Here is a 23778-nt window from a genome sequence, read left to right on the forward strand (position 1 = left end):
CCGACACCCCGCGACAACGGCCCCGGTGACGGGGCGGCGACAACAGAAAGGTGCCCGGATGACCGGCAACCTGGCGATCCACGCCGACGGTCTGCGCAAGAGCTACCCAGGGCCGGGCGGCGAGGCCGAGGCCGTCCGCGGTCTCGGGCTGAGCGTGGCGAAGGGGGAGTTCTTCGGTCTGCTCGGACCCAACGGCGCCGGCAAGTCCACCACCATCGGCATGCTGACGACCATGGTCCGGCCCACGGCGGGCCGTGCGGAGGTCTGCGGCCTGGACGTGGCCGCCGACGCGGTGGCCGTCAAGCGGCGCATCGGCGTGGTGGCGCAGGACAACACGCTCGACATCGAGCTGACCGTGGCCGAGAACCTGGAGTTCCGCGGCCGGTACTTCGGCCTCGGCCGCCGGGACGCCCGCGCCAGGGCGCGGGACCTGCTCACCCTCTTCGGGCTCTTTGACCGGGCCCGGGCCCGGGTCTTCGAGCTCTCCGGCGGCCAGCTCAAACGCGTCATGATCGCACGGGCCCTCGTCCACCGCCCGGACGTGCTCTTCCTCGACGAACCGACGGCCGGACTCGACCCGCGGTCCCGCCTCCACCTCTGGGACGTCCTGCGCGGACTGCAGGCCAAAGGACAGACGATCCTGCTCACCACGCACCACATGGAGGAAGCCGAGACGCTGTGCGACCGGCTCGCCGTGATCGACCAGGGCCGGGTCCTGGCCTGCGACAGCGTCCGGGCCCTGCGGGAGACGGTCGGTGCGGAGACCGTGGTCACCGTCGTCTACGAGGGCGGCGCCTTCGACCTCGCCGCGGTCCGCGCGATGGCGCGGGCCGACCGGGTGGAGGCCACGGACGGACAGGTACGGGTCTTCGCCGGGGACCCCGACGGGGTGCTCAGCGACCTGGTGGCGCTGGCCGCCAAGGCCGGGCTCACCGTCGTCGACGCGTCCCAGCTCGCCCCCAGCCTGGAAACCGTGTTCTTGACCCTCACCGGACGGGAGTTCCGCGAATGACCACCACCGTGCCCACCGGGACGCGGGCCGCCAAGAACCGCGCTCGTGCTCTGCACACCTTCGGGGCCATGATGGCGCGGGACGCCAGAGTGCTGCGGCGCACCTTCGTGATGAGCGCCGTCCGTATCGTCATCCAGCCGCTGCTGTTCGTCTTCGTCTTCGCGTACGTGCTGCCGAAGGTCGGGGGCGGCGGTGCCGGACCCGGGGGAGAGGCCTTCTCGACGGTCATGGTGCCGGGGCTGGTGGGCTCCTCCATGGTGTTGCAGGCGATGGCGGCCGTGACCTTCCCGCTGGTGATGGAGCTGTCCGGGCCCGGCGCCATCGAGGACCGGGCGCTCGCCCCGGTGTCCGTCCGGGTGCTCGGTCTGCAGAAGATCCTCTCCGCCGTCGTCGAGGGCCTCGTCGCCGGTCTGCTGGTCTTCCCCGTCGTCCTGCTGGTGCACGCCCAGGGCCACGGGCCCGCCGTGGAGGTCGCGAACTGGCCGATGCTGGTCTTCGTCCTGCTGGCGGGCGCGGTGCTGGCCGCGTCGATCGGCATGTATCTGGCCACCCGTATCGACCCGCGCCAGATCCAGGTCCTGTTCACGCTGGTGATGTTCCCCGCGATGATGCTCGGCTGCGTGTACTTCCGCTGGACGGCGCTGGAGAGCACGCCCTGGCTCCAGTACGCCGTCCTCCTGAACCCGATGGTCTACATGAACGAGGGCCTGCGCGCCGTCCTCACCCCGCAGATCGACTCCATGCCCGCCTGGGCCTTCCTGACGGCCCTCCTGGTGGGCGCGGTGGTGTTCGGGTGGCTCGCCATGCGCTCGTTCGCCCGCCGCGTCCTGCGGTGACCTTCCGTCCACTGCCGTTCCCGTTCCCGCCGTACGCCCAGAAAGGAAGCACCATGTCCGCATCGTCATCGTCATCGCCCGAGAACGCGGAATCCGGGATCCGGGTTCCGGCCCCGCCCCGGCCGCCCGCTCCCGAGCCCGTCGCGCCCGTACCGCCTCCGGCGCCGGTCGCGCCGCAGCCCGCACGCCCGAGGTCGGCGGTGGAGGAACCGCCGCCGTTCGACGCCCCGGCGGTCCCCGTCGCTCCCGCGCCACCGGTCCCGCCGGAGATCCGGCACCCGTGACCGGCCGGACATCCGACACCCGTAACCGGTAGAGGGAACGCGCGTCCGGCGGGTCGCCGCCGTCGTGGTCCGCCGCGCCGAATGGGATACCGCGAAGCGGGCACCCGGCGGGGCATGGGATTGCTCACGCGCATGGAGAAGACGGTGGAGCACTGGGAGAGCGCGCTGGTCGACAAGGTGCTCGGCAACGATCCGGTCGAGCTCTGCGACGACCTGCGACGCGAATGCGACCGCCACGCCGTGGTGTGCGGCCGGCGCCGCGTCCTCGTCCCCAACGCCTACAAGGTGGAACTCGCCGCCACCGTCCACGAGCAGCTCGGCGAGCGTGACGGGCAGATCGGCCAGGAACTGACCGATGTCCTGGCCCGGCACGCCGCCGAGCACGACTACGAGTGGGCCGGTCCGCTCACCGTGCACGTGACCGGCGCCGAGCAGCCGCTCGACGGGCTTTACCGCATCACCAGCCAGGCCATGCCCAACATACCGGCGGACGCGTTCAGCGAAACGCCCCCGGAGGCGCCCCGCACGACACCGCCCTCCCCGTGAGACGCACTCCGCGAGAGCCACGACGTGCCACTCTTGCCCGAGTTGCGGCATTTACGTTGAATGCCCCTCTTGCTCCCATCTGTTGGTCTGTATCGCGCCACTGATGGACCGACCTGCGCCGACTGTTTTTGATCTGTGAGGAATGAGTGGTGTGGATCTGGGAACCCGCTCCCTCACATCGTCGTCGACGCAGGAAAGGGCGAGTCAATGACAACGGCAGCAGTGCGGACTGTGGAACTCGGACGGACGGCCGGTACGGACCAGCCGGCGAGCGAGTCACGGGGCGTTGCCGAGGGACTGCCGTGGGTCGAGGACGCGGGGAAGGTCGCTCCCAAGGACGCGCGTGAGCTGTCGAAGCTGTTCTTCGAGCAGCTCTGCCATCTCGAAGAAGGCACACACGAGTACCAGTACGCGCGCAACACGCTCATCGAGATGAACCTGTCCCTGGTGCGGTTCGCCGCCAGCAGGTTCCGCAACCGCGGCAGCGGCGAGATGGAAGACATCATCCAGGTCGGCACGATCGGCCTGATCAAGGCGATCGACCGGTTCGACCTGTCGCGCGAGGTGGAGTTCACCTCCTTCGCGGTGCCGTACATCGTCGGCGAGATCAAGCGCTTCTTCCGCGACACCAGCTGGGCGGTGCACGTCCCGCGCCGGCTCCAGGAGCTGCGGGTGGAGATAGCCAAGGCCAAGGAGCAGCTGGCCGGCGCCCTCGACCGCGACCCCACGGTCAAGGACCTCGCCACCCATCTGAAGATCACCGAGGAAGAGGTCCTGGACGGCCTCGTCGCCGCCAACGGCTACGCCGCCGGTTCCCTGGACTCGCCCAGCGAGCAGTCCGAGGACGGCCCGGCGAGCGGCAAGGCCCGTACGGTGGCCGACACCATGGGCGAGGCCGACCCCGCCATCGAGACCGTCGAGAACCTGCACGCCCTCGCCCCGCTGATCCAGGAACTGGACGACCGGGAACGCCAGATCATCGAGATGCGCTTCGGCCAGGAGATGACACAGTCGAAGATAGGCGAGGCGCTCGGCATCTCGCAGATGCATGTGTCCCGGCTCCTGGCTCGCACCCTCGGCAAGCTCCGCACGGGCCTGTGCGTCGAAGCCTGACGCAGCCGCCCGGCACCCTGAGGTGACAGCCCGTGAACAACCCTACGGCCATGGAGGGAAAGACCGTGTTGACGGCCCACCCCGCGATTCTGCGGGATCTTGTCGAGCAGTACGAGACGCTGCGGCTTCTCCACGCGGAGCAGGGTACGGACGCGTCCCGGCAGCGGCTGGAGGACGTCTCGTACACCTTGTGCGTCTCGACGGGAACCCGGAGGACCGAGGACGCCCTCGACGTCGCTCGCCGGCAGCTCGCTGCCGCGCCCCGCGTGACGGACGCCTCGCACCGGATCGAGGACGCTGCACCGGCAGCCGGTCCGGACGTGCGGCTGACCGCTTGAGCGCGATGGTCTGAGCGCTCCCGAGCCCCCTTCCCGCCGTGTGCGGGGAGGGGGTTCGCGCATGGCCGGGGGTCGCCGGGGCGAAGGAAGCCCGGCCCTGGTGAAAGGGCCCGGGCGGGAAACCCGGCCTTGGTGAAAGGACCCGGGCGGCACGCGACGCCTGGGCCCTCCTCGATGACGAGCCCGGCTCTCCCGGGCGAAGCTCAGTCGGCCGACCTGTCCAGCACCCGCTCCAACAGCTCGGTCAGGTGCCGCAGCTCCTCGGCGCCGCACTCGGCGAACGGGCTCTGCCGCAGCAGCAGGTCCACGACACGCTCCCGCATCTCCCGGCCCCGCCCGGTCAGTACGGCCACCCGGGCCCGCCGGTCGGCGGGATCGGTGCCGCGCTCGACGAGTCCGCGGTCGACCAGCTGGTTGACGACGAAGCTCAGGTTGGGAGCGTTGCAGTACAGCCGGCCCGCCAGCACCTTCATCGACGGTGGCGGCCGGTCCGGGTCGATGGCCCACAGGGCCTGCGCGGTCGCCAGGGTGAGACCCATCTCCTCCAGCGGCCGGGACACCCGGTCGCCGGTGCGCATGAAGAGTTCGTGGTTGGCGCGCACCACCGATTCCAGCAGCGGGTCGGTCATGATCCGAGATTACCACTTGCTTCGAGACTCGAAGCTGTTACCTTTTCCGCAACAGTGCTTCGAGACTCGAAGTAAGTGTGCGGTGTGCCGGCTGTGGCCCGCCGTGAACGAAGGGATCGCGCATGACCCGCTACTCCGGCATCACCGCCCTGGTCACGGGCGCCTCGAAAGGCCTGGGGGAGGCGTACGCCCGGGAACTCGCCCGGCGCGGCGCACGTCTCGTCCTCGTGGCCCGCTCGGGGGACGCGCTGCGCCGGGTCGCCGACTCCGTACGCGAGGAGTACGGCGCCGACGTGACGACCGAGACGGCCGATCTCGCCGCACCCGACGGCGTCTCGCGGTTGGTCGCGGCGCTCGACCGGCGGGACATCGCCGTCGACCTGCTGGTCAACAACGCCGGCTCCGGTGCCGTCGGCCCGTTCCTCGGCTCCCCGCAGGACCGGCACGTCGACAGCGTCGAACTGAACATCGTCGCCCTCACCCGGCTCTCCCACGCGCTGGGCGGCAGGATGGTCGCGCGGGGCAGCGGCGGCATCATCAACGTGGCGTCCACGGCCGCCTTCCAGGCCATGCCGTACCAGGCGACCTACGCGGCCACCAAGGCGTACGTGCTGTCCTTCACCGAGGCGCTGGCCGAGGAGTTCCGGGGGAGCGGGGTCCGGGTCATGGCGGCCCACCCCGGCGCCACCGCCACCTCGTTCTTCGAGGGCACCACCGCCGCCATGAAGCCGGCTTTCACCGACCGGCCCGAGACGGTCGCCGCCCGGACCCTCGACGCGTTCGCCAAGGGAGCCGTCAACGCCTATCCCGGCCGCACCGGGCTGAGGGCCGTCACCTGGGCCACCCGGATCCTTCCCCGCACCACGACCACGCGTGTCTCGGCACGCCTCAACCGGGCCTTGGGTTTGGACCGGGCCCACGACATCGGTGCCCCGGCCGCGGAGCGTTCCTGAACCGGAACGGCGAACCAGTCCGCCGGCCGCCCCCGGGACGGGGAACGGTCGGCGGCCCTCTACCCGCATCTGCACCGTCACCCGCCGGGCGCAGGCGTCGCGGGTATCGGCGCTGTTACAGATACGTCTTCCACTCCTGATAGGTGTTGCCCGCCCCAGGCGACTTCAAATAGGCCTGGCCCCTGCTGTCCGAGTCCAACGCCATCCGGTTCTTCGTGTTTATCAGCATGACCACGCCGTCGGTGACGTATTCCTCGGTCCACCACTGAGCACTGTCGTCCTTGTTGCAGTTCTTCGCGAAGACCGATTCGCTGCTGGTGGCGGCGAGGCACTTACCGGATTTGGTGTTCTGGAGCTGGACGGCGCCGTTGCTGTCATACCGGAACCAGTGCTGATAGGGGTTGCTCGACCCGCAGGACTTGGTGTAGGTGTACCCGGCCATGTCCGAGTCGAGGCACAGTCCGGTCGCTCGGTTCTTGTACTGCGAGGTCGGCGGCGCGGCCGCGGCTTCCGTGGCGCAGGCGACCGACAGGAGGAGGCCCGCACAGGCGGCGGCCGCGATCCCGGAAATGCTGTTTCTGATTCTCATGTACTTTTCCTTAGCTGTTGGTTGACGGTGGGCGCAGGGTCGGTCTGGATCGGGCCGCCGGCCCTCAACGGGATCCCTGCGCCATGATGTATCCCGAGGCCGCGAGCAGTGCATTCAGCGTGGCGTAGTGCACGCCGCGGAAAGTGATGCCCTCCCCGGTGGGATTCCGCAGTCGAGCGAGGAGCCAGCTGGAAAGGGTGTTCCACTGGTTTTCCATGGTGCTGTCCTGGCTGCTCAGATGCGTTTCCCGGTTCTGCCTCAGGTTGTCGGCGACATGGGACGCGATGCTCTCGAACCGGGCGGCTTCCGCGGTGGCCTGAATCAGGGTGAGATAGGCGTCGTTCATGGACTGCACTTCATCTTCGCTGGTGGGGCGCTGATAGTGCTGAATCCTCTGGATGGCTTCCCGGAGACCGTTCCCGCCCATGCGGACCTGAGTCCGTCGGCTGCTTCCCAGAGCGTCGTAGCCGGCGCCGACGCGAAGGTCCCCGACCGGATGATTCACCGTGGTGGCCCGCCGGACGATGTTCCGCATCTCACCGTCCATGTTGCGGAAGGCCATGAGGCCGCTCACCGGCACGTCCCCGCCCCCGTTGGGGGTCCAGAGCCCCATCACGTACAGGTCGTTCGACCGCAGATACAGCGAGGCCACACTGTTTCCAGGAGTGTCCGGGCCGTTCACCATTCTGATCTCGACGGCGCGGTGGTCGTTGTTCGCCCGCACCTCGGTAGCGCCCAGTCGCTGCGTCAGGAGACTGTGCCCGGCCCTGTCACGAAGAGCGCTGATCATGTTCTGGTAGTCGGTCGCGGCTGCCCTGAAGTTTCCCGCGAAGAGATTGTGGACGTTCCAGACGATCTGCTCGCGAGGCTCGTCCGTGTCGGCACGCGCTTGCGGAGCCGCCACGACGAACCCGGCCAGCACACACACCAGGGCAAGCAGCATGCTGAGCGCCCGCGGACTTCTCCCGGCCGGCCCGGCCGGTGAAGCAGCTCTTTCGTATCTCACGGAGTTCCTTTCACGAAGCGTCGCACCCGTAGGCGTAGGCCGAATTCCCCCACCGTGCTGCCCCTCTGAGGGCACCGTCCGGCACCAGAAGCGGCGGAGCGGGGCGGCCGGGTGGGTCCGGCCCCGCGTTCGTACGGCCTCCAGCCAACCCGAGGCCGACCAGGCGCAACAGGAACTTCCACCCGCAAAAGTAGGATGCCGCGTACTTCTGCAGGCAGGGGTGGGGGCCGGTGCGGCCATGCCGTCGTGGGAGGCGGGGGCGGCGCAGGCTTTGGCCGTCTACCTTTGCCGACGCTAAGGTGTGCCGCCGTACCCGGCGGATCGCTTCCTTGACGAAGGTGGGATGGGGCTCATGGACGCGGGCCACGCGGAGCTGGTTGTTGCGGCGCAGGCCGGTGACGATCGGGCGCGGGAGAAGCTGATCGCCGCGTACCTGCCCTTGCTCTACAACATCGTCGGGCGGGCGCTGAGCGGACACGCCGACGTGGACGACGTCGTCCAGGAGACCCTGCTGCGCGTGGTGCGCGACCTGCCCGACCTGCGTGTCCCGGAAAGTTTCCGGTCCTGGCTGGTGTCGATCGCGCTCCGCCAGATCCATACCCAGTGGCACCGGCAACGCACTCTCGCCGACCGGACCACGGTCATCGACGAGGCACTCCGGACACCGCGCGCCGGCGCCGCGCTCGAGGACGTGACGATCCTGCGTCTGCACATGTCGGACGAGCGCCGTCAGGTGGTCGAAGCCGGCCGGTGGCTCGACCCGGACCATCGGGTGCTGCTGTCGCTGTGGTGGCAGGAGTGCGCCGGTTTGCTGAGCCGTCAGGACATCGCCGACGCGATGGGGCTCAGTGCCGCCCACGCCGGAGTACGTGTGCAGCGCATGCGCGAGCAACTGGAGCTGAGCCGGACGATCGTCGCCGCGCTGGAGGCGGACCCGCGCTGTCCGCAGCTGAACGAGACCGTCGTCGGCTGGGACGGTCTCCGTACATCTGTGTGGCGCAAGCGGATCGCGCGGCACACCCGTGACTGCCCGATCTGCACGACGACCGAACGGGTCCCGGCCGAACTGCTGCTTCTCAACATCGCGCCGCTGGCCGTCCCGGCCGCACTCCTCGCCGCGCTGGCCGCCAAGGGGCTGTTGTCGGGTACGGCTGCTGCGGGCGCCGCCGGGCTGGCCGCGGCGCACGTCAGCGCCGGCACGGCGGCGGGGGGAAGCAGTCTGCACGGCTCGCTGATCGGCAAACTGCACGTGGTGACCGCTCATCCGATGGTGAGCCTCGCCACCGGAGCGGTGCTCATCGCCGGGACCGCCACCTACGCGGCCTGGCCCGAACCGGCGCCCCGGGCGCCCGCTGTCATCGCCTCTCCCACGGCCGGCACCTACACGCCGGTCCCGTCGCGCACCCCCACGCCGACCCCGTCGCGCGCCACCACGTCGCCCAAACCGTCCCCGGCGAGTCCGTCCGCCGTCGCAGGCACGGTTCCGCTGGGCGCGCAGTCACTGGAGTCCGTGGACCGGCCCGGCCTGTTCGTCACGTATGCCGGTGACTTCGCGATGCTCGGCGGCCGAGTCTCCGCGCCCGGCGGCGCGCAGGCACCGCGACGGGTCACCTTCACGGTCGTCGGGGGACTGGCCGACACGCGGTGCGTCACGCTCCGCGCCGCGGACGGCCGGTACCTTCGCCATCAGTACCTGCGGTTACGGCTGAGCCCCGACGACGGCAGCGAACTGTTCCGTGAAGACGCCACCTTCTGTCCGCGCCCCGGGGCGGTCGCCGGGTCGGTGACCTTGCACGCGCACAACTACCCCGGATCGGTCCTCCGCCACCGCGACGGCGGTATCTGGCTCGATGGCTCCGACGGCACGCGGGACTTCGCCGGCCAGGCTTCCTTCATCACGCGCGGGGCCCGGGCCTGAGGGCTGTTTTTCTTGAGCATCCTGGGCCGGGTCGCTCGGTGACAGCCGGCGATTCCCAAGCACGAGCCCACACCACGCCCCCACCCGCAGTGAGCCGAGCGCTGCGCCGGATCCAGGTTCGTTCCGCCTGTCATCGACGGCTGCCTCGCCGTGACGGACAGGCCTGAATCCCTCCCCACGGGGACGACCGGACCACGGGGCCCGGCATAACGCTTTCTGCCTGCGATATGCATCACTGAGCAATCGTCCGGACGGCGCGACTTTTCCGTTACGGGACCGCGAGTTCGACAGCCTCCACTTCAGGGGTGCCCTTCCCGCCGCTCACATGGTGTGCCGGCGCGGCAGGTCTCCCGATGTCCCCGTTGACGTATCCCCTGAAGAAAGCGGCTCCCATGACCCGACACACCCACGAACCCCGGGTGACCGGCAGGCAGGAACGGCCCCACGCCCTGCACCGCACCCACCCCGCGGCAGATCAGGTGACCCGCGGCCTCCGAGGAGAATCATGAAGGGCCTGCACCGGCTCCGCCGGAGCCGCCGGACCCTGACAGGAGGACTGTCGGCCGCGGCGGTGATCGCCGGAGTCGTGACGCTCCTCCCCAGCTCCGCCGGAGCCGCGGCCTTGAGCACCCAGGCGGCCCCCTCGGGCAGGTACTTCGGCACGGCCGTGGCTGCCGGGAGGCTCGGCGACCCGACGTACTCCACGATTCTCGACCGGGAGTTCAACATGATCACCCCGGAGAACGAGATGAAGTGGGACGCCACCGAACCCTCCCGCGGCACCTTCACCTTCGGCCCGGCCGACCGGATCGTCGGCCACGCCACCGCGCACAGGCAGCGGATACGCGGCCACGCCCTGGTCTGGTACAAACAGCTGCCCGGCTGGGTGAAGTCCATCACCGACGCCAACACCCTGCGCAGCGCGATGAAGAGCCACATCACCACCGAGATGAACCACTTCAAGGGCAAGATCTATGCCTGGGACGTGGTCAACGAAGCCTTCGCCGACGGCTCCTCCCAGCACCGCGGTTCGAAGTTCCAGGACCTGCTGGGCGACGGCTACATCGAGGAAGCGTTCCGCACCGCCCGTGCGGCCGATTCCTCGGCCAAGCTCTGCTACAACGACTACAACATCGAGAACTGGTCGGACGCCAAGACCCAGGGCGTCCACCGCATGGTCAAGGACTTCAAGTCCCGCGGTGTGCCCATCGACTGCGTCGGGTTCCAGAGCCACTTCGGGGCGGGCGGCCCGCCGGCGAGCTTCAAGACCACCTTGGCCGCCTTCGCAGCCCTGGGCGTCGATGTCCAGATCACCGAGCTGGACATCGCCCAGGCACCACCCGTCCACTACGCGAACACGGTCAAAGCCTGCCTGTCCGTGGCCCGGTGCACCGGCATCACGGTGTGGGGCATCCGTGACAGCGACTCCTGGCGCCGCGACGAGCGCCCCCTGCTGTTCGACGACAACGGCAAGCCGAAGCCCGCGTACACCGCAGTCGTGAACGCTCTGCATTCCGGCTCCGGTACCACCCCGGCCAAGCCGGCCGACGGTACCGGCGAGATCAAGGGCGTGGCCTCCGGCCGCTGTATCGACATCCCCGACTCCGCCACCACCGACGGCGCCCCGGCGCAACTGTGGGACTGCAGCGGACGGGCCAACCAGCGCTGGACCTACACCGCCGCGAAGCAGTTGAAGGTCTACGACAACAAGTGTCTGGACGCCAAGGGCAAGGGCGCCACCAACGGCACCTCGTTGGTCGTCTGGGACTGCAACGGCGGCGCCAACCAGCAGTGGAACATCAACAGCAACGGCACGATCACCGGCGTCCGGTCCGGGCTGTGCCTCGACGCCGTCGGCGCGGCCACCGCGAACGGCACCAAGCTTCAGCTGTACGCCTGCGCGCCCGTCGACAACCAGAAGTGGAGCGTCCCGTCCGGGACGGCGGGCAGCGGCACGTGTGCTCTTCCCGCGACGTACAAGTGGAAATCGACGGGTGCCCTCGCACAGCCCTCGAACGGGTGGGCCGCGGTGAAGGACTTCACCCATGTGGTGCACCACGGCAAGCACCTGGTCTACGCGTCGACCGCGTCCGGAGCCTCGTACGGCTCGATGGCCTTCAACCCCTTCACGAACTGGTCGGACATGGCGTCGGCCCGCCAGACCGCCATGCACCAGGGCGCGGTGGCGCCCACCCTGTTCTACTTCGCACCCAAGAGGGTCTGGGTGCTGGCGTCCCAGTGGGGTGCGTGGCCCTTCAGCTACCGCACGTCGAGCGACCCCACCGACCCGAACGGCTGGTCAGCGCCCCATCCGCTGTTCACCGGCAGCATCCCCCGCACCGATTCCCCCACCGGCCCGATCGACCAGACCCTGATCGCCGACGGCCGGAACGTGTACCTGTTCTTCGCCGGTGACAACGGCAAGATCTACCGGGCGAGCATGCCGATCGGGAACTTCCCGGGCACCTTCGGTTCCTCCTACACGACGGTCATGAGCGACACGCCGGACAACCTGTTCGAGGCGCCGCAGGTCTACAAGGTTCAGGGCCGGAACCAGTACCTCATGATCGTCGAGGCAAAGGGCGCGCACCAGACGCGCTACTTCCGCTCGTTCACGGCCTCCAGCCTGAGCGGTACGTGGACCCCGCAGGCCGCCGGCGAACGCAACCCCTTCGCGGGCAAGGCCAACAGTGGTGCCACCTGGACCGACGACATCAGCCACGGCGACCTGGTCCGCGACAACCCCGACCAGACCATGACCATCGATCCCTGCAACCTGCGGTTCCTCTACCAGGGCAAGTCCCCCGCGGCGGACGGCGACTACGACCGGCTCCCGTACCGGCCGGGTGTCCTCACCCTGCAGCGCTGACCTGCCTGATCCCACGGTGATACGCAAGGTGATACGCGAGGAGAACACCTCCGTCCGTGAGGTTCTTCATGGGAACCAAGGTGCCCGCCGGGAGGATGAACAACCCGATGATGACCAACAGCACCGACATGGACTTCGATGAGGCCAACCCCTCGATGATGGTCCGTGTCGGCCGTGGCGGCGCGCAGGACGGCGCCTACTCCGCCGACGGCGGCAACAGCTGGACCGGCTTCCGGCCGGAGCCGGTGGCCGGCGCCGACAGCGGCCAGGTCGCGCCCGCGGCGGGCGGTTCGAGCATCGTGTGGACCGAGGCCGGCCAGGTCCCGTACCGCTCCACCGACAAGGGCGCCACCTGGCTCCGCGTCAACGACGACGACCACCAGTGGGGCGGCATCGGCGGTGTCGGCGTCATCACAGGCGACCCCGACACCTTCGGCCGCGTCTACGTCGGCACCAACGGACGCGGCCTCCAGTACGGCGACCCGTCCTGACCCCGACGCCGGAGCGGACGCACGTCCGACGCATGACATGAGCTGACGCGACGACAGCAAGAGACAGCCGCCCTCCTGACCAACGCGAGACCTCGGTCGGAGGGCGGCTTTCGAGGAGATCCGTCACGGCTGGAGATCACTCGGGAGGCTGTCGCGCGGGTGTTGGCGGACCTGTGGGAACAGTTCTCCGGCGTCTCGGACACCCTCTGGCCCGGGGCCGCCGGGAGGCGGCAGCGGCACGAACGCCGTCGGCAACCCCACAGCGTTCGCCGTCGACGCCTCTCAGGGCACCGGGCCGGTCGTCCCGCCCGCCCTGTCATCCCTTCGGGATGTTCGTCCCGGCAATGCGCCCCTTGTAGGCACTCTCGGTACGAGGTCATCACCTGGGACAGAGACACCCCCGGGGCATTTCTCGACAGCACCGCGGTCAGGGGGAGATCCGCCCACATCGACGGGCTGAAGCCGGGCCACCACTACCTCGTCGCGGTGGTCACGTGGAACGCCGCCGGCGGCGGCATGCCTGGCGTAGCCCGTTCCGTCACCGTCGGCGCGGGAACGCCACCGGTCCCCACCGGCCTGAAAGTCACCTCCACCGACGCGACCACCGTCCAGTTGTCCTGGACCGGGTCCGGTCAGGCCGTCGGCTACCGCGTCTGGATCCGCAACGTCAACGACGGCAGCCCGCCCAAGGCCGACGAGTACGTCGTCAACGAGACCAGCCGGGTCATCGCCTACCTGGTCCCCGGTGTCTGGAACTACGCATTCTGTGTCACCGCCATCAACGGCGAAGCCGAATCCGGCAAGTCCACCTGCGTGACCGCAGCACGGCCGCCGGGTGATGGCAACCCGTCACGGCCGCCCGGCGATGGCAACCCACCACGGCCGCCGGCCGATGGCAACGCTCTGCCCCTGCCGACGGTCGCGAACAAGCAGGGCAACCCTCTCTCCGCTCCAACCCGGGCTCCCCGAACCCTGGTCGCGTCGGCCGGACAGCCCACCTGACGAGCAGGCGGCGGGGAACCCGCCCCGCCGCCCCTCGCCTGTCCATGGCACACGCCCGACGCGTCCCGTGATCAGCCGATGGGCTCGGCCACGATGAGCTGGAACCGCTCGAAGGACAGCTTCACGGTGTTGTGCTGAGCAGTGGCAGTTCCGAGTGACGTGCCGGTGAACGGGTCGGTCAGGCGGTACCGCCTGCGGCCCAGACCGCGCAGCTCGACGATCCCGTCCCACCGGTCGGCGTAGAAGGCGTAGTGGAGGCTGCGCTTCTTGGCCACGACATGCGCCTCGGGCTTGTCGAAGCCGATGTCGTACAGCTCACCGCGGTACTCGCCGGTGGACAGCATGTTCTTCTCGTACAGGGACACCCACTTGCGCCAGAGAACCTCCTTCTCCGGGGTGAGGTCGGTCGCCTTGTCCGGGGCTCCGGATCCGGGGAGGGTGAACTTGGTCGACAGGACGGCTCCGATCCCGTAAGAGGACGCGAAGTCGTCGCCGCCGTCGCTCAGTTCGACGTGGTCGCCGGCGTAGCTGCTGCCCGCGCCCATCAGCGCCTTCATCGACTTGCCCTTGCTCCGGACCTGGTAGGAGGACTCCGGGTCCGAGCTGGGGTACTGGTCGACGTAGGGCAGGTTGTGGAAGGCGAAGGCGGTGCCGCAGGGGCAGAGCTCGACGAGGGCGTCGGGGTTCGCCTCGTGCGCGGCTTCGTGGATCGCCTTCCAGAACAGGGCCACGCCCTCGGTGGATTCCTCGGGGCGGGCGTGCCGGTGCTTCGGGTTGTAGCAGGGCGCGACGCTGTTGAGGTGCTGACCGTCGATCTTGAGCCCCTCGTAACCCCAGTCACCGATGAACCTCTTCGCCTGCTCGACGAAGTAGTCCACCGTCGGCCGGTAGGCCGGACAGAGGGTGTAGGCGTCCCACCAGGTGACGTCCTGCTTGTTGCCGTCGCGGTCCAGCAGCAGCATGTCGGGCCGGTCCCGGAACAGGTTGCTGCCGGGGTCCGCCGCCAGCGGGGCCCACCACAGGCGCGGCCGCAGACCGGCGTCCCGTATCTCCTTGGTGAAGGCCCGCATGTCCGCTGCGCCGCGCGGGAACTTGGCCGTGTCGATGTCCCAGTCACCCTCGTTGGTCTGCCAGCCGTCGTCGAGCGCGGCCCAGCGCAGGCCGACCTCGTGCGCCTTCGGCAGCGTTCCGGTGACCTGCTCGGTGGCGAAGCCGCGCTCGTAGCCCCAGGCGCACCAGATGGGCTCGAAGGCCGAGGCGGGGACCTCGGGGGCGCGCTGGCCGATGTCGCTCATGTAGTCGCGGTACCGCTGGAGCGGCACGAAGTGGTCGCCCGGGAGGGCGGTCAGGAACGTGGTGTCGGTGCTGAGCCGACGGCCCGGCTTCAGGGTGCGGGCGGTGTCGTCCTGGATGGCGATGCTCGCTCCGGCGTCCGTCTTGCGGACCGGCATGCGCAGGACCGTCGCCACGGGCTCGACATGTCCGACGGAGAGGCCCGCACCCCGGCGCCAGACGGTCGCCAGCGGGGTGCCGCCCCCGTAGTCGGAGGAGTCCATCCCCAACGAGTTCTCCTGGACATAGCCGTCCTTCACCGGCATCACCCAGTCGCGGCGGTTCGTGTACGTGGTGCCGGAGAAGGTGTGGAAGCCGCCGGGAGTCTCCAGGAGTTCGTGGGCTCCGTTGCGCCACCCGGTCACGTTCAGCGCGGTGGAGGACCTGTTGGTGTAGGTCACCTTCATCACGATCATGCCGGTAAGACGTTTGAAGGAGGTCAGCTCGACCGTCTTCTGTACGCCTTCCTCGGACGTGCCCTCGATCGTCACCCGGACGCCCGCGCCGTGGCGGGGGTGCCGGGTGTGGCGGGTCCGGTGCCCGCGGTAGGCGAACGCCTCGACGGCCTTGCCGCCCACCAGCAAGGCTTCGCCGGCGTCGAAGCGGGTGAGGTCGACACCCTTGAGCGCCACCCGGCTGCGCAGTTGGTCGTCGAACTCCAGGGTGATGGAGGTGTCGCCGACTCCGACGAGGTCAGGACCCGAGTTCGGTGCGGCGGCCGCCGGTGCGGCGCCCATGGCCACGGCGGGGAAGGCGGCCAGGCCGGCACCCCCCAGCGCCACCTTCAGTACGCTGCGCCGGTTCATGTCCGTCATGTCGAACTCTCTTTCGGTCGTGCGTGCCCGACTGGGGCAGCCGCCTTTTGTCCGTCGTTGTGGATCGTCGAAGTCGAGCCGCACGCTCGCGACGAAGCGACCGTCCGTAAGGCTGGTCGCCGCCTGGTCTGCTACCGGTTTTCGCAGTGGGTCGGCTGGGGTCGGGGGACGGCGTATCGTCCGAACGGGTACCCCAGTGCGCGGTCGCCTCGGGCAGTAGCGGGCGGGCATCCTCGGTGAGCTGCGCCGACGCCGCCTCGATCACCGGCGGGTGCCCGGGGCGCGGCGAACGGAAGGTCGCTCACGGGCGACTTCCTCATCATCGGGTGGCCTGCTTCGAGAACGTAAGTGGTATTCGAGTGGCATGTCAACGGGTGGGACTCCTGGAGGACGGTTCGTGCCGTCCACGGATTGGTATGCTTCTGGTATGGCAGATGCGAGAACGTCGATGCCCAGAGGCCTGTTCGGTGACGATGCCCTCCCGTTGTACGAGCGCACTGCCACGCAGTTGCTCGACGACCTGCGCGCCGCTGCCGCCCGCCCCGGTGACCGGCTGCCCTCCGAGCGGGCTCTGGTCGACCGGTACGCCGTGTCGCGTGTGACGCTGCGGGCGGCCCTCGCGCAATTGGAGTCGCGGGGCATCGTGCGGCCGTCGTCGTCGCGCGGGTGGTTCGTCGCCGAGCTCGGTCTGCTCCCCGAGGCGACGACGACGGCCGCCTCGGCGGCCCCGCAGGTCCAGGGGTTCGCCGACTATGCGCAGGCCAACGGCTTGACGACGGCCGGCAAGGTGCTCTCCGCCACCGTCCGTCCGGCCACGGTGTCCGAGGCCGAGCAGCTCCGGATCGCTCCGGGCGCCGACCTCTTCGACCTCCACCGGCTGCGCTTCCTCGACGGTCTGCTCGTCGTGCTCGAGCACAACCGGCTTCCGTTGGCGGCCTGCCCTGCCCTGGCCGAGACCGACTTCAACACGGCCTCGCTCTACGCCACCCTGCGCGCCGCCGACCCGCCCCAACTGCCCCGCGTCGCCGACTACTCGGTCGAGGCCCGCCACCCGACGCCACGGGAGATCGAGCTGTTCGAGATCGGGGAGACCATGCCGATGCTCGTCGCGACCCAGCTGACGTCGAACCAGGAATCACGCCCGATCGAACTGACCGTGCAGGTCTACCGGGGGGACCGCTACCGGTTCCGGGCCTCCATCACCAACCAGTCTTAAGCAATTACCGACCGGACTTGGATGATCGCCGACCGGACTCGGCGATCACCAACCGGACTTGGGCGATCGCCGTGACCTGCCGGTTCGGCTATGTAATACCAGTTGCATACCAGAATAAGACTATTGACGACCCCAAATGAGACCAGTACTGTCCGGAATGAGCCGCCCATGACGGCACATCGGCTTGAGACGCACAGTGCGTAAGGGGTTGGCAATGCAGAGCTTGTTGAGCGAGGTGGTCCGGCGTCAGAAGGCCGGACAGCCGCAGGGCATCACCTCGGTGTGCTCGGCTCATCCGCTGGTCATCGAGGCAGCCGTGGTGCAAGCACGGGAGACCGGCGGTCATGTACTGGTGGAGGCGACCTCGAACCAGGTCGACCAGTACGGCGGTTACACGGACATGCGGCCCGCGGACTTCCGCGACCTCGTGTACGGCATCGCCGCCGAAAGTGGTCTGCCACTGGACCGCGTGGTTCTCGGCGGCGACCACCTCGGACCGAACCGTTGGCAGTCCCTGACGCCCGACGAGGCGATGGAACGGGCCGACGCCCTGGTCGCCGCCTACGTGGCGGCGGACTTCACCAAGATCCACCTGGACTGCAGCTTCGCCTGCGCCGGTGACCCCGTACCGCTGACCGACGACGTGGTCGCCGAACGCGCCGCACGGCTGATCCGGGTGGCCGAGGAGACGGCCGGCCCCGAGCGGGCCGAGCGGATCCGGTACGTGATCGGTACCGAGGTGCCCACACCCGGCGGCGCGCACGAGACGCTCGACGCGCTCGTCCCGACCACACCCGAGGCGGCGCGCACCACTCTGGAGCAGCACCGCAAGGCGTTCGCCCAGCACGGCATCGACGAGGTCTGGCCGCGCGTCATGGCCCTCGTGGTCCAGCCGGCCGTCGAGTTCGACCATGTGCAGGTCGTCGGCTACCGACGCGAGCTGACCGAGGAGCTGCGCAAGGTCCTCGACGACGAGCCCACCATGGTCTACGAGGCCCACTCGACCGACTACCAGACCGCCGAGGCGCTCACCGCGCTGGTCGAGGACCACTGGGCGGTCCTCAAGGTGGGCCCCGGGCTGACCTTCGCCCTGCGCGAGGCGCTGTTCGCCCTCGCCGCCATTGAGGACGAGCTGGTCCCGGCCGCCGAGCGGTCACACCTTCCCGAGGTCGTCGAGGAGCGGATGCTTGCCGAGCCCGCCAAGTGGGAGGGCTACTACCCGGGCAGCGCTGCCGAGCAGCGCCTCGCACGCCGCTACAGCTACAGCGACCGGATGCGTTACTACTGGCCCGACCCTGAGATCGAAAAGGCCCAGGCCCGGCTGATGGACAACCTCTCGGCCGTGGACATCCCCCTGCCACTGCTCAGCGCCCACCTCCCACTCCAGTACGTCCGCGTCCGCCACGGCGAGCTCGCCGCCCGGCCGCGCGACCTGGCCGTGGACCACGTCCGCGACGTTCTGCGCGACTACGGCCGCGCCTCCCACCCCTACCTGATGGAGCACGTGTGACCACACCCTCCGGCACCCCGTCCCTGGACGACGGCGCCGCCCACACCGTCCGCGAGATCGCCCAGCAGCCCGCCCTGTGGCGGGAGGTCGACCGGATCGTCGCCGCCTCCCGGGAGTCGCTGGACGCCTTCTTGCGTCCGCTCGTCGCCCGCGGTGACCTGCGCGTCGTACTCACCGGTGCCGGCACCTCCGCGTTCGCCGGCCAGGTGCTCCAGCCCGCCCTGGCCCGGCGCCTGGGACGCCGCGTCGACGCGGTCCCCACCACGGACCTCGTCGCCGACCCCCGCGGCTGTCTCGCCGAGGACGTTCCCACGCTGCTGGTCTCCTTCGCGCGCTCGGGTGACAGCCCGGAGTCCGTGGCCGCCACCGCCCTGGCCGACCAGGTCCTCTCCGAGGTGCACCACCTCGTGATCACCTGCAACGAGCAGGGCCGCCTGGCCCGCGAGCACGCGGAGCTGCCGAAGTCCCGCGTGCTGCTGATGCCGGCCGCGTCCAACGACCGCGGTTTCGCCATGACGTCGAGCTTCACGTGCATGACGCTCGCGGCACTGCTCGCTCTCGGCGGCAGCGCCTACGACGGGGTCGCCGAACGCCTGGCCGGGGCGGCCGAGTCGATCTGCGAGAGCGACGCCGTGGACCGCACCGTCGGCGCCCTCGTGGCCCGCGCGCCCGAGCGCATCGTCTTCCTGGGCAGCGGCCCGCTGAAGGGCCTCGCCGAGGAGTCGGCGCTGAAGGTGCTCGAACTCACCGGTGGCAGGCTCATGGCCGTCTCGGAGAGCTCGCTGGGATTCCGGCACGGTCCCAAGGCGGTGCTCGACGACCGTTCGGTCGCCGTGGTGTACATGTCGAACGACCCCTACACCCGCAAGTACGACCAGGACATCTCCGCGGAGCTGCGCGGAAATCTACCCGCCGGCAGCGTCGTCACGGTCTCCGCGGGCCCCGGCACGGAAGCGGACGGCGACGACGCCTGGCCGCTGCCGGGCCTCGACGGCGTCGAGGACGTCGCCCTGGCGCTGTCCGCTGTGGTGTACGCCCAGCTCATCGCCCTGCGCGCCGCCCAGGCCCGGGGCCTGCGGGCCGACAACCCGTTCCCCTCGGGCGAGGTCAACCGCGTCGTGCAGGGCGTGACCCTGCACTCCTTGCACAACTGATCAAAGGCATCAACGGCGCGGCTCCAGGGCGCCCGACGGAGGTACAACGATGTTCCTAGGTGTCGACGGTGGCGGTACGAAAACCGCATTCTGCCTGGTCGACCGCGGCGGACAAGTCGTGGCGCGAGCGCAGGCGGCAAGTTCGTACTACTTCTCCCACGGCATCGAGCTCGTCGAGCGTGTGCTGGGGGAAGGCGTCGACGCTGTCTGTGCGGCGGCCGGGCTGACCCCCGCCGACATCGAGTACGCCTTTTTCGGCTTGCCCGGTTACGGGGAGGCTGCCCGCGATCTGCCCGTCCTGAACGCGACCCCGCGAGCCGTGCTCGGACACGACCGCTACGCCTGTGACAACGACATGGTCTGCGGCTGGGCCGGTTCACTGGGCGCGGTCGACGGCATCAACGTCATCAGCGGCACCGGCTCCGTGACCTACGGCGAGCGGCTGGGCCGGGGCGTGCGCGTCGGTGGCTGGAGCGAGCTGTTCGGCGATGAGGGATCGGCGCACTGGATCGCGGTCCGCGGCCTCAACGCCTTCTCGCGGATGAGCGACGGACGGCTCCCCGAGGGCCCCCTGGCCGAGGTGTTCCGGCGCCACCTGGATCTCGCGTCCGATTTCGACGTGATCGACGTCGTCCACAACCGGTGGCAGGGCGACCGCGGCCGGATCGCCGCGCTCAGCCGCTCGGTGGCCGAGGCGGCCGGTCTGGGCGACGAGGCCGCCTCGGCGATCCTCGCCGAGGCCGGCCGGGAACTCGCCCGGCTCGTCGACGTCACCCGCGAGCGGCTGGAGTTCGGCCCGGACGAGGCCGTACCGGTCTCCTACTCGGGCGGCACCTTCGGCGCGGACGCGGTTCTGGAGGCGTTCGCCACCGGACTGAAAAATCGTTTCACTCACTACGAACTGCGACATCCTCTGTACGAGCCCGTCGTAGGTGCCGCCCTGTACGCGGCGAGAATCGCCGGAACCCCGCTCGACCGGCCCGCGCTCGAAGCGCTGCGCATGGCCTCCGGGATCTCCGCCTCAGGAGGGGAAGACCGATGAACGCAGGCACGAAGAGCTGGGTCCCGTACGCGTCGCTGCTGGTCCTGTTCTGGGGTGTGTGGGGCGCCTTCTCCAGCGAGCCGAACAGCAGGTACGGCTACCCCAACGAGATGATCTACATCATCTGGGCCTGCACGATGCTCATACCCGCGTACTTTGCCATGCGCGGCAACACGTTCGACCGCCGGCCGACCGCCGCCGTGTACGGACTGATCGCGGGACTGACCGGCGCCGGCGGCCAACTCCTGCTGTTCCACGCGCTCGCCAACGGCCCGGCGTACCTGATCTTCCCCCTGGTGTCGCTCTCCCCGGTGGTCACCGTCCTCATGGCGATGGCGCTGCTGCGGGAGCGGATCAACCGGCTCGCCCTGGTGGGAGTCGTCGCGGCGCTGGCGGCGATCGTGCTGCTCAGCATTCCCAGCGGCACGGACGACTCGAACTCGCACGGTCCGTGGCTGCTGATGGCCATCCTGATCTGTGTTGCCTGGGGCGTGCAGGCGTTCTGCATGCGCAAGGCCGCGGTGGTCGGGGTCAACTCCGCGACGACGTTCGGCTGGATGACCATCAGCGGACTGCTGCTGGTTCCGGTGGCGTTCGTGATGATGGGCGATTTCCCGTCCGACGCTCCGTGGCAGGCGCCGGCACTCACCGCGGTGACGCAGGTCCTCAACGCGGTCGGCGCGTTGTTCCTGGTCATGGCGTTCAGCCGGGGCAAGGCCACGGTCGTCGCCCCCGTCACCAACGCGCTGGCCCCGGTGCTGACCATCGTGCTGTCCCTGGCGGTCTACCGGACACTCCCGAACGTGTGGGGCGCCCTCGGTATCGTGCTGGCCCTCGTGGGCTCGACCCTGATGGTCTACAGCGACGAGAAGAGCGGCGAGAACTCCGTGGCCCCGGGCGCGGCGGACGACGGCGCGGACGTGCTTCCGGCCCCGCAGAAGTCCTGATCGCCCACATACCCGTACCGGCCGAACCACGCAGCGGTACGGGCCGGCACCGGCCCGTACCCACCGAACCGACAGGAAAGCGAGGGGACACCTTCATGCCCCTGGTTCCCACGTGCGAACTCGTCTCGAAGGCCGCCGCCGCGGGCCGGGCCGTCGCGGCGTTCAACGTGATCACGCTGGAGCACGCCGAGGCGATCACCGCCGGCGCGGCCGCCGCGGGCGCCCCGGGGGTGATCCTGCAGATCAGCGAGAACGCCGTACGGTTCCACGGCGGCCGGGCCGAGCCGATCGCGCGGGCCGCGGCCGAGGTCGGCAAGGCCTGTGACGTCGATGTCGCACTGCACATGGACCACGTGACGGACATGCGGCTGCTGCGCACGGCGGCCGACGCGGGGTTTACCTCCGCGATGTTCGACGCCGGGGCGCAGCCGTACGCCGAGAACCTCGCCGCCACCCGCGCCGCGGCCCGGTGGGCCCACGACGCGGGCCTGTGGCTGGAGGCCGAACTCGGCTACGTCGGCGGCAAACCCGACGCTCCCGCGAGCGCCCACGCGGCCGGGGTGCGCACCGACCCGCAGGAGGCGGCGCGCTATGTCGAGGACACCGGCGTGGACGCCCTGGCCGTCGCCGTCGGCAGCAGCCACGCGATGACCGAACGCTCCGCGACCCTGGACCACGCGCTCATCGGACGCCTGCGGGCGGCCGTGCCCGTACCTCTGGTGCTGCACGGCTCCTCGGGCGTCGGCGACGACGATCTGCGACAAGCCGTTCGGGCGGGCATCGTGAAGATCAACATCGGTACCGCTCTCAATATCGCGTTCACCGGCGCGGTCCGCGAGACGCTGGCGGAGCGCCCCGCCCTGACCGACCCCCGCCCCTACGTCGCCCAGGGCCGGGAGGCGATGGCGGAGACGGTCCGGGCTCTGCTCGGTGTGGTGAGTGGCTGAGCGGGGCCGAAGCTTTCCCCAGCCTTTTCGGCGTAGCCGAAGACCGAGCGGTAGCACGTGGTGACGCTCGCGGTCTCCCGCGTCACCAGCCGCCACGCCGAGGCCGACCGGCGCAAGATGGTCGGCGGCCAGGAGGACATGATCCCCGATATCGCCCTCGACCTCACGGCGGCCGACTCCGCCGACTGACCACTCACAGCCGTACCAGCATCTTCCCCACGCTGCGTCCGTCCATCATCCCGAGGAACGCCTCCACCGCCCGGTCGATCCCGTCCTCGACCGTCTCCCGGAACACGAGCTGTCCGGCGGTCAGCCACTGGGCCACCTCGCGTTCGAAACGCGGGCGCAGGGCGGCGTGGTCGCCGACCTCGAAGCCGCGCAGGGTGAGGCGCTTTTTGACCAGTTCGGTCATGTTGCGCGGGCCTCGTGGCTCCGTAGTGGCGTTGTACTCGGAAACGGCCCCGCACAGTGCCACCCGGCCGTCGCGGTTCAGCAGGTCGATGGCGGCCTCCAGGTGCTCACCCCCGACGTTGTCGAAGCAGACGTCGATGCCGTGCGGCGCGATCTCCGCGAGCCGGTCGCGCACATCGCCGTCCTTGTAGTCGAAGGCGGCGGTGAAGCCGAGTGTGTCCGTCAAGTAGGCCACCTTCTCCGTCGACCCGGCGCTGCCGTACACCGCCGCGGCACCGCGCAGCCGGGCGATCTGGCCGGCCAGGCTGCCGACCGCGCCGGCCGCGCCGGAGACGAACACGGCGTCACCCGCCCGCAGGCCGGCGATCTCGGTGAGGCCGACGTACGCGCTGAGCCCCGGCATCCCGAGCACCCCGAGATACGCGGAATCCGGTACGTCCGCGATGCGCTCCCGCTCGGTGAAGCGCGCGGCGGGTGCGACGGCGGCCGTGCGCCAGCCGAGATCGCTGAGCACCAGGTCCCCGGGGGCGAACCGGGCCGACCGTGACTCCATCACCTCGCCGACGGCGCCGCCGCTCATCGGCCGGCCCAGTTGGTAGGCCGGCGAACCGGAGTGTTCGGTACCCATCAGGGCCCGCATGTACGGGTCCACCGAGAGGAACCGGTTGTGCACCAGGACCTCCCCCTCGGTGAGCGGCGGCAACTCCCGCTCCACCAGCCGGAAGTCGCCGGGCGCCGGGCGCCCTACGGGCCGTGCGGCCAGCTGCCACTCCTGTGACGTGGTCGGCATCCGCCGTTCCCCCCTCGTGAGTCGTGCC

The 23778-nt window shown here is 69.8% G+C and carries 20 protein-coding genes and 2 pseudogenes; 17 read left to right on the forward strand and 5 right to left on the reverse strand.

Going from position 1 to position 23778, the window contains the following annotated elements; translation table 11 throughout:
- The first annotated feature begins 58 nt into the window (after positions 1-58).
- The 5 genes from JXZ78_RS11620 to JXZ78_RS11640 all read left to right on the forward strand — a co-directional run bounded on the left by JXZ78_RS11620 (position 59) and on the right by JXZ78_RS11640 (position 4129).
- Complete coding sequence (locus tag JXZ78_RS11620) at positions 59-1012, forward strand: ABC transporter ATP-binding protein (protein WP_238782904.1); 954 nt, start codon at positions 59-61, stop codon at positions 1010-1012.
- Positions 1009-1848, forward strand: coding sequence for an ABC transporter permease (locus JXZ78_RS11625; protein WP_238782905.1), 840 nt, complete (start codon positions 1009-1011; stop codon positions 1846-1848). The genes JXZ78_RS11620 and JXZ78_RS11625 overlap by 4 nt, the downstream gene beginning before the upstream one ends.
- A 398-nt stretch (positions 1849-2246) precedes the next feature.
- Complete coding sequence (locus tag JXZ78_RS11630) at positions 2247-2678, forward strand: DUF3662 domain-containing protein (RefSeq protein WP_238782906.1); 432 nt, start codon at positions 2247-2249, stop codon at positions 2676-2678.
- A gap of 207 nt (positions 2679-2885) precedes the next feature.
- Positions 2886-3791, forward strand: coding sequence for an RNA polymerase sigma factor SigF (locus JXZ78_RS11635; RefSeq protein ID WP_238782907.1), 906 nt, complete (start codon positions 2886-2888; stop codon positions 3789-3791).
- A gap of 50 nt (positions 3792-3841) precedes the next feature.
- Positions 3842-4129 (forward strand): DUF5133 domain-containing protein, encoded by a 288-nt coding sequence (locus JXZ78_RS11640; protein WP_275127687.1) that lies wholly within the window; start codon positions 3842-3844, stop codon positions 4127-4129.
- A gap of 203 nt (positions 4130-4332) precedes the next feature.
- On the opposite strand, the gene JXZ78_RS11645 is transcribed toward JXZ78_RS11640, so the two are convergent.
- A complete protein-coding gene (locus JXZ78_RS11645; protein WP_238782908.1) occupies positions 4333-4758 on the reverse strand; it encodes a MarR family winged helix-turn-helix transcriptional regulator in 426 nt (141 codons plus the stop codon).
- Between the two features lie 122 nt (positions 4759-4880).
- Between JXZ78_RS11645 and JXZ78_RS11650 the strand changes: the two genes are divergently transcribed.
- Entirely contained in the window at positions 4881-5711 is an 831-nt protein-coding gene (locus JXZ78_RS11650) for an SDR family NAD(P)-dependent oxidoreductase (RefSeq protein ID WP_238782909.1), read from the forward strand.
- 115 nt (positions 5712-5826) lie between these two features.
- Here the strand turns inward: JXZ78_RS11650 and JXZ78_RS11655 are convergent, their stop codons facing one another.
- Positions 5827-6300 (reverse strand): RICIN domain-containing protein, encoded by a 474-nt coding sequence (locus tag JXZ78_RS11655; RefSeq protein ID WP_238782910.1) that lies wholly within the window; start codon positions 6298-6300, stop codon positions 5827-5829.
- Positions 6301-6364: 64 nt separating this feature from the next.
- Positions 6365-7243 (reverse strand): ribosome-inactivating family protein, encoded by an 879-nt coding sequence (locus tag JXZ78_RS11660; RefSeq protein ID WP_238782911.1) that lies wholly within the window; start codon positions 7241-7243, stop codon positions 6365-6367.
- A 415-nt stretch (positions 7244-7658) separates the two neighbouring features.
- On the opposite strand from JXZ78_RS11660, the gene JXZ78_RS11665 reads away from it, so the two are divergent.
- The 4 genes and pseudogenes from JXZ78_RS11665 to JXZ78_RS11680 all read left to right on the forward strand — a co-directional run bounded on the left by JXZ78_RS11665 (position 7659) and on the right by JXZ78_RS11680 (position 13586).
- On the forward strand, positions 7659-9224 hold the full coding sequence (locus JXZ78_RS11665; protein WP_238782912.1) for a sigma-70 family RNA polymerase sigma factor: 1566 nt from the start codon (positions 7659-7661) through the stop codon (positions 9222-9224).
- Positions 9225-9729: 505 nt separating this feature from the next.
- On the forward strand, positions 9730-12093 hold the full coding sequence (locus JXZ78_RS11670) for a non-reducing end alpha-L-arabinofuranosidase family hydrolase (RefSeq protein WP_238782913.1): 2364 nt from the start codon (positions 9730-9732) through the stop codon (positions 12091-12093).
- Positions 12094-12167: 74 nt separating this feature from the next.
- A pseudogene (locus JXZ78_RS11675) lies at positions 12168-12584 on the forward strand (hypothetical protein); the annotation flags it as partial.
- 516 nt (positions 12585-13100) lie between these two features.
- A complete protein-coding gene (locus JXZ78_RS11680; protein ID WP_238782914.1) occupies positions 13101-13586 on the forward strand; it encodes a fibronectin type III domain-containing protein in 486 nt (161 codons plus the stop codon).
- A 71-nt stretch (positions 13587-13657) separates the two neighbouring features.
- Here the strand turns inward: JXZ78_RS11680 and JXZ78_RS11685 are convergent, their stop codons facing one another.
- Complete coding sequence (locus tag JXZ78_RS11685; RefSeq protein ID WP_238782915.1) at positions 13658-15733, reverse strand: glycoside hydrolase family 36 protein; 2076 nt, start codon at positions 15731-15733, stop codon at positions 13658-13660.
- Between the two features lie 427 nt (positions 15734-16160).
- Between JXZ78_RS11685 and JXZ78_RS11690 the strand changes: the two genes are divergently transcribed.
- From JXZ78_RS11690 to JXZ78_RS11720, 7 genes and pseudogenes are all read left to right on the forward strand, one after another.
- On the forward strand, positions 16161-16949 hold the full coding sequence (locus tag JXZ78_RS11690; protein ID WP_238782916.1) for a GntR family transcriptional regulator: 789 nt from the start codon (positions 16161-16163) through the stop codon (positions 16947-16949).
- A gap of 214 nt (positions 16950-17163) precedes the next feature.
- Complete coding sequence (locus JXZ78_RS11695; protein WP_238782917.1) at positions 17164-18459, forward strand: D-tagatose-bisphosphate aldolase, class II, non-catalytic subunit; 1296 nt, start codon at positions 17164-17166, stop codon at positions 18457-18459.
- Positions 18456-19613, forward strand: a complete 1158-nt coding sequence (locus JXZ78_RS11700; protein WP_238782918.1) for an SIS domain-containing protein — start codon at positions 18456-18458, stop codon at positions 19611-19613. Before JXZ78_RS11695 ends, JXZ78_RS11700 begins: the two co-directional genes overlap by 4 nt.
- Positions 19614-19662: 49 nt before the next feature.
- Positions 19663-20655 (forward strand): BadF/BadG/BcrA/BcrD ATPase family protein, encoded by a 993-nt coding sequence (locus JXZ78_RS11705; RefSeq protein WP_238782919.1) that lies wholly within the window; start codon positions 19663-19665, stop codon positions 20653-20655.
- The gene (locus JXZ78_RS11710) at positions 20652-21602 is read left to right on the forward strand and encodes a DMT family transporter (protein WP_238782920.1); all 951 of its coding nucleotides are present in this window, start codon (positions 20652-20654) and stop codon (positions 21600-21602) included. Before JXZ78_RS11705 ends, JXZ78_RS11710 begins: the two co-directional genes overlap by 4 nt.
- Positions 21603-21697: 95 nt before the next feature.
- Positions 21698-22549 (forward strand): class II fructose-bisphosphate aldolase, encoded by an 852-nt coding sequence (locus JXZ78_RS11715; protein WP_238782921.1) that lies wholly within the window; start codon positions 21698-21700, stop codon positions 22547-22549.
- A gap of 99 nt (positions 22550-22648) precedes the next feature.
- Positions 22649-22738: pseudogene (locus JXZ78_RS11720) on the forward strand (4-hydroxy-2-oxovalerate aldolase family protein); the annotation flags it as partial.
- 4 nt (positions 22739-22742) lie between these two features.
- Here the strand turns inward: JXZ78_RS11720 and JXZ78_RS11725 are convergent.
- Positions 22743-23750 (reverse strand): NADP-dependent oxidoreductase, encoded by a 1008-nt coding sequence (locus JXZ78_RS11725; RefSeq protein WP_238782922.1) that lies wholly within the window; start codon positions 23748-23750, stop codon positions 22743-22745.
- Positions 23751-23778 lie beyond the last annotated feature (28 nt).

The organism is Streptomyces monomycini, from assembly GCF_022271435.1.
Taxonomy (GTDB): domain Bacteria; phylum Actinomycetota; class Actinomycetes; order Streptomycetales; family Streptomycetaceae; genus Streptomyces; species Streptomyces monomycini.

Coding starts and splice junctions, on each gene's coding strand:
- JXZ78_RS11620 (WP_238782904.1), top strand. CDS start 59: ATGACCGGCAACCTGGCGATCCACGCCGACGGTCTGCGCAAGAGCTAC.
- JXZ78_RS11625 (WP_238782905.1), top strand. CDS start 1,009: ATGACCACCACCGTGCCCACCGGGACGCGGGCCGCCAAGAACCGCGCT.
- JXZ78_RS11630 (WP_238782906.1), top strand. CDS start 2,247: ATGGGATTGCTCACGCGCATGGAGAAGACGGTGGAGCACTGGGAGAGC.
- JXZ78_RS11635 (WP_238782907.1), top strand. CDS start 2,886: ATGACAACGGCAGCAGTGCGGACTGTGGAACTCGGACGGACGGCCGGT.
- JXZ78_RS11640 (WP_275127687.1), top strand. CDS start 3,842: ATGGAGGGAAAGACCGTGTTGACGGCCCACCCCGCGATTCTGCGGGAT.
- JXZ78_RS11645 (WP_238782908.1), bottom strand. CDS start 4,758: ATGACCGACCCGCTGCTGGAATCGGTGGTGCGCGCCAACCACGAACTC.
- JXZ78_RS11650 (WP_238782909.1), top strand. CDS start 4,881: ATGACCCGCTACTCCGGCATCACCGCCCTGGTCACGGGCGCCTCGAAA.
- JXZ78_RS11655 (WP_238782910.1), bottom strand. CDS start 6,300: ATGAGAATCAGAAACAGCATTTCCGGGATCGCGGCCGCCGCCTGTGCG.
- JXZ78_RS11660 (WP_238782911.1), bottom strand. CDS start 7,243: ATGCTGCTTGCCCTGGTGTGTGTGCTGGCCGGGTTCGTCGTGGCGGCT.
- JXZ78_RS11665 (WP_238782912.1), top strand. CDS start 7,659: ATGGACGCGGGCCACGCGGAGCTGGTTGTTGCGGCGCAGGCCGGTGAC.
- JXZ78_RS11670 (WP_238782913.1), top strand. CDS start 9,730: ATGAAGGGCCTGCACCGGCTCCGCCGGAGCCGCCGGACCCTGACAGGA.
- JXZ78_RS11680 (WP_238782914.1), top strand. CDS start 13,101: ATGCCTGGCGTAGCCCGTTCCGTCACCGTCGGCGCGGGAACGCCACCG.
- JXZ78_RS11685 (WP_238782915.1), bottom strand. CDS start 15,733: ATGACGGACATGAACCGGCGCAGCGTACTGAAGGTGGCGCTGGGGGGT.
- JXZ78_RS11690 (WP_238782916.1), top strand. CDS start 16,161: ATGGCAGATGCGAGAACGTCGATGCCCAGAGGCCTGTTCGGTGACGAT.
- JXZ78_RS11695 (WP_238782917.1), top strand. CDS start 17,164: ATGCAGAGCTTGTTGAGCGAGGTGGTCCGGCGTCAGAAGGCCGGACAG.
- JXZ78_RS11705 (WP_238782919.1), top strand. CDS start 19,663: ATGTTCCTAGGTGTCGACGGTGGCGGTACGAAAACCGCATTCTGCCTG.
- JXZ78_RS11710 (WP_238782920.1), top strand. CDS start 20,652: ATGAACGCAGGCACGAAGAGCTGGGTCCCGTACGCGTCGCTGCTGGTC.
- JXZ78_RS11715 (WP_238782921.1), top strand. CDS start 21,698: ATGCCCCTGGTTCCCACGTGCGAACTCGTCTCGAAGGCCGCCGCCGCG.
- JXZ78_RS11725 (WP_238782922.1), bottom strand. CDS start 23,750: ATGCCGACCACGTCACAGGAGTGGCAGCTGGCCGCACGGCCCGTAGGG.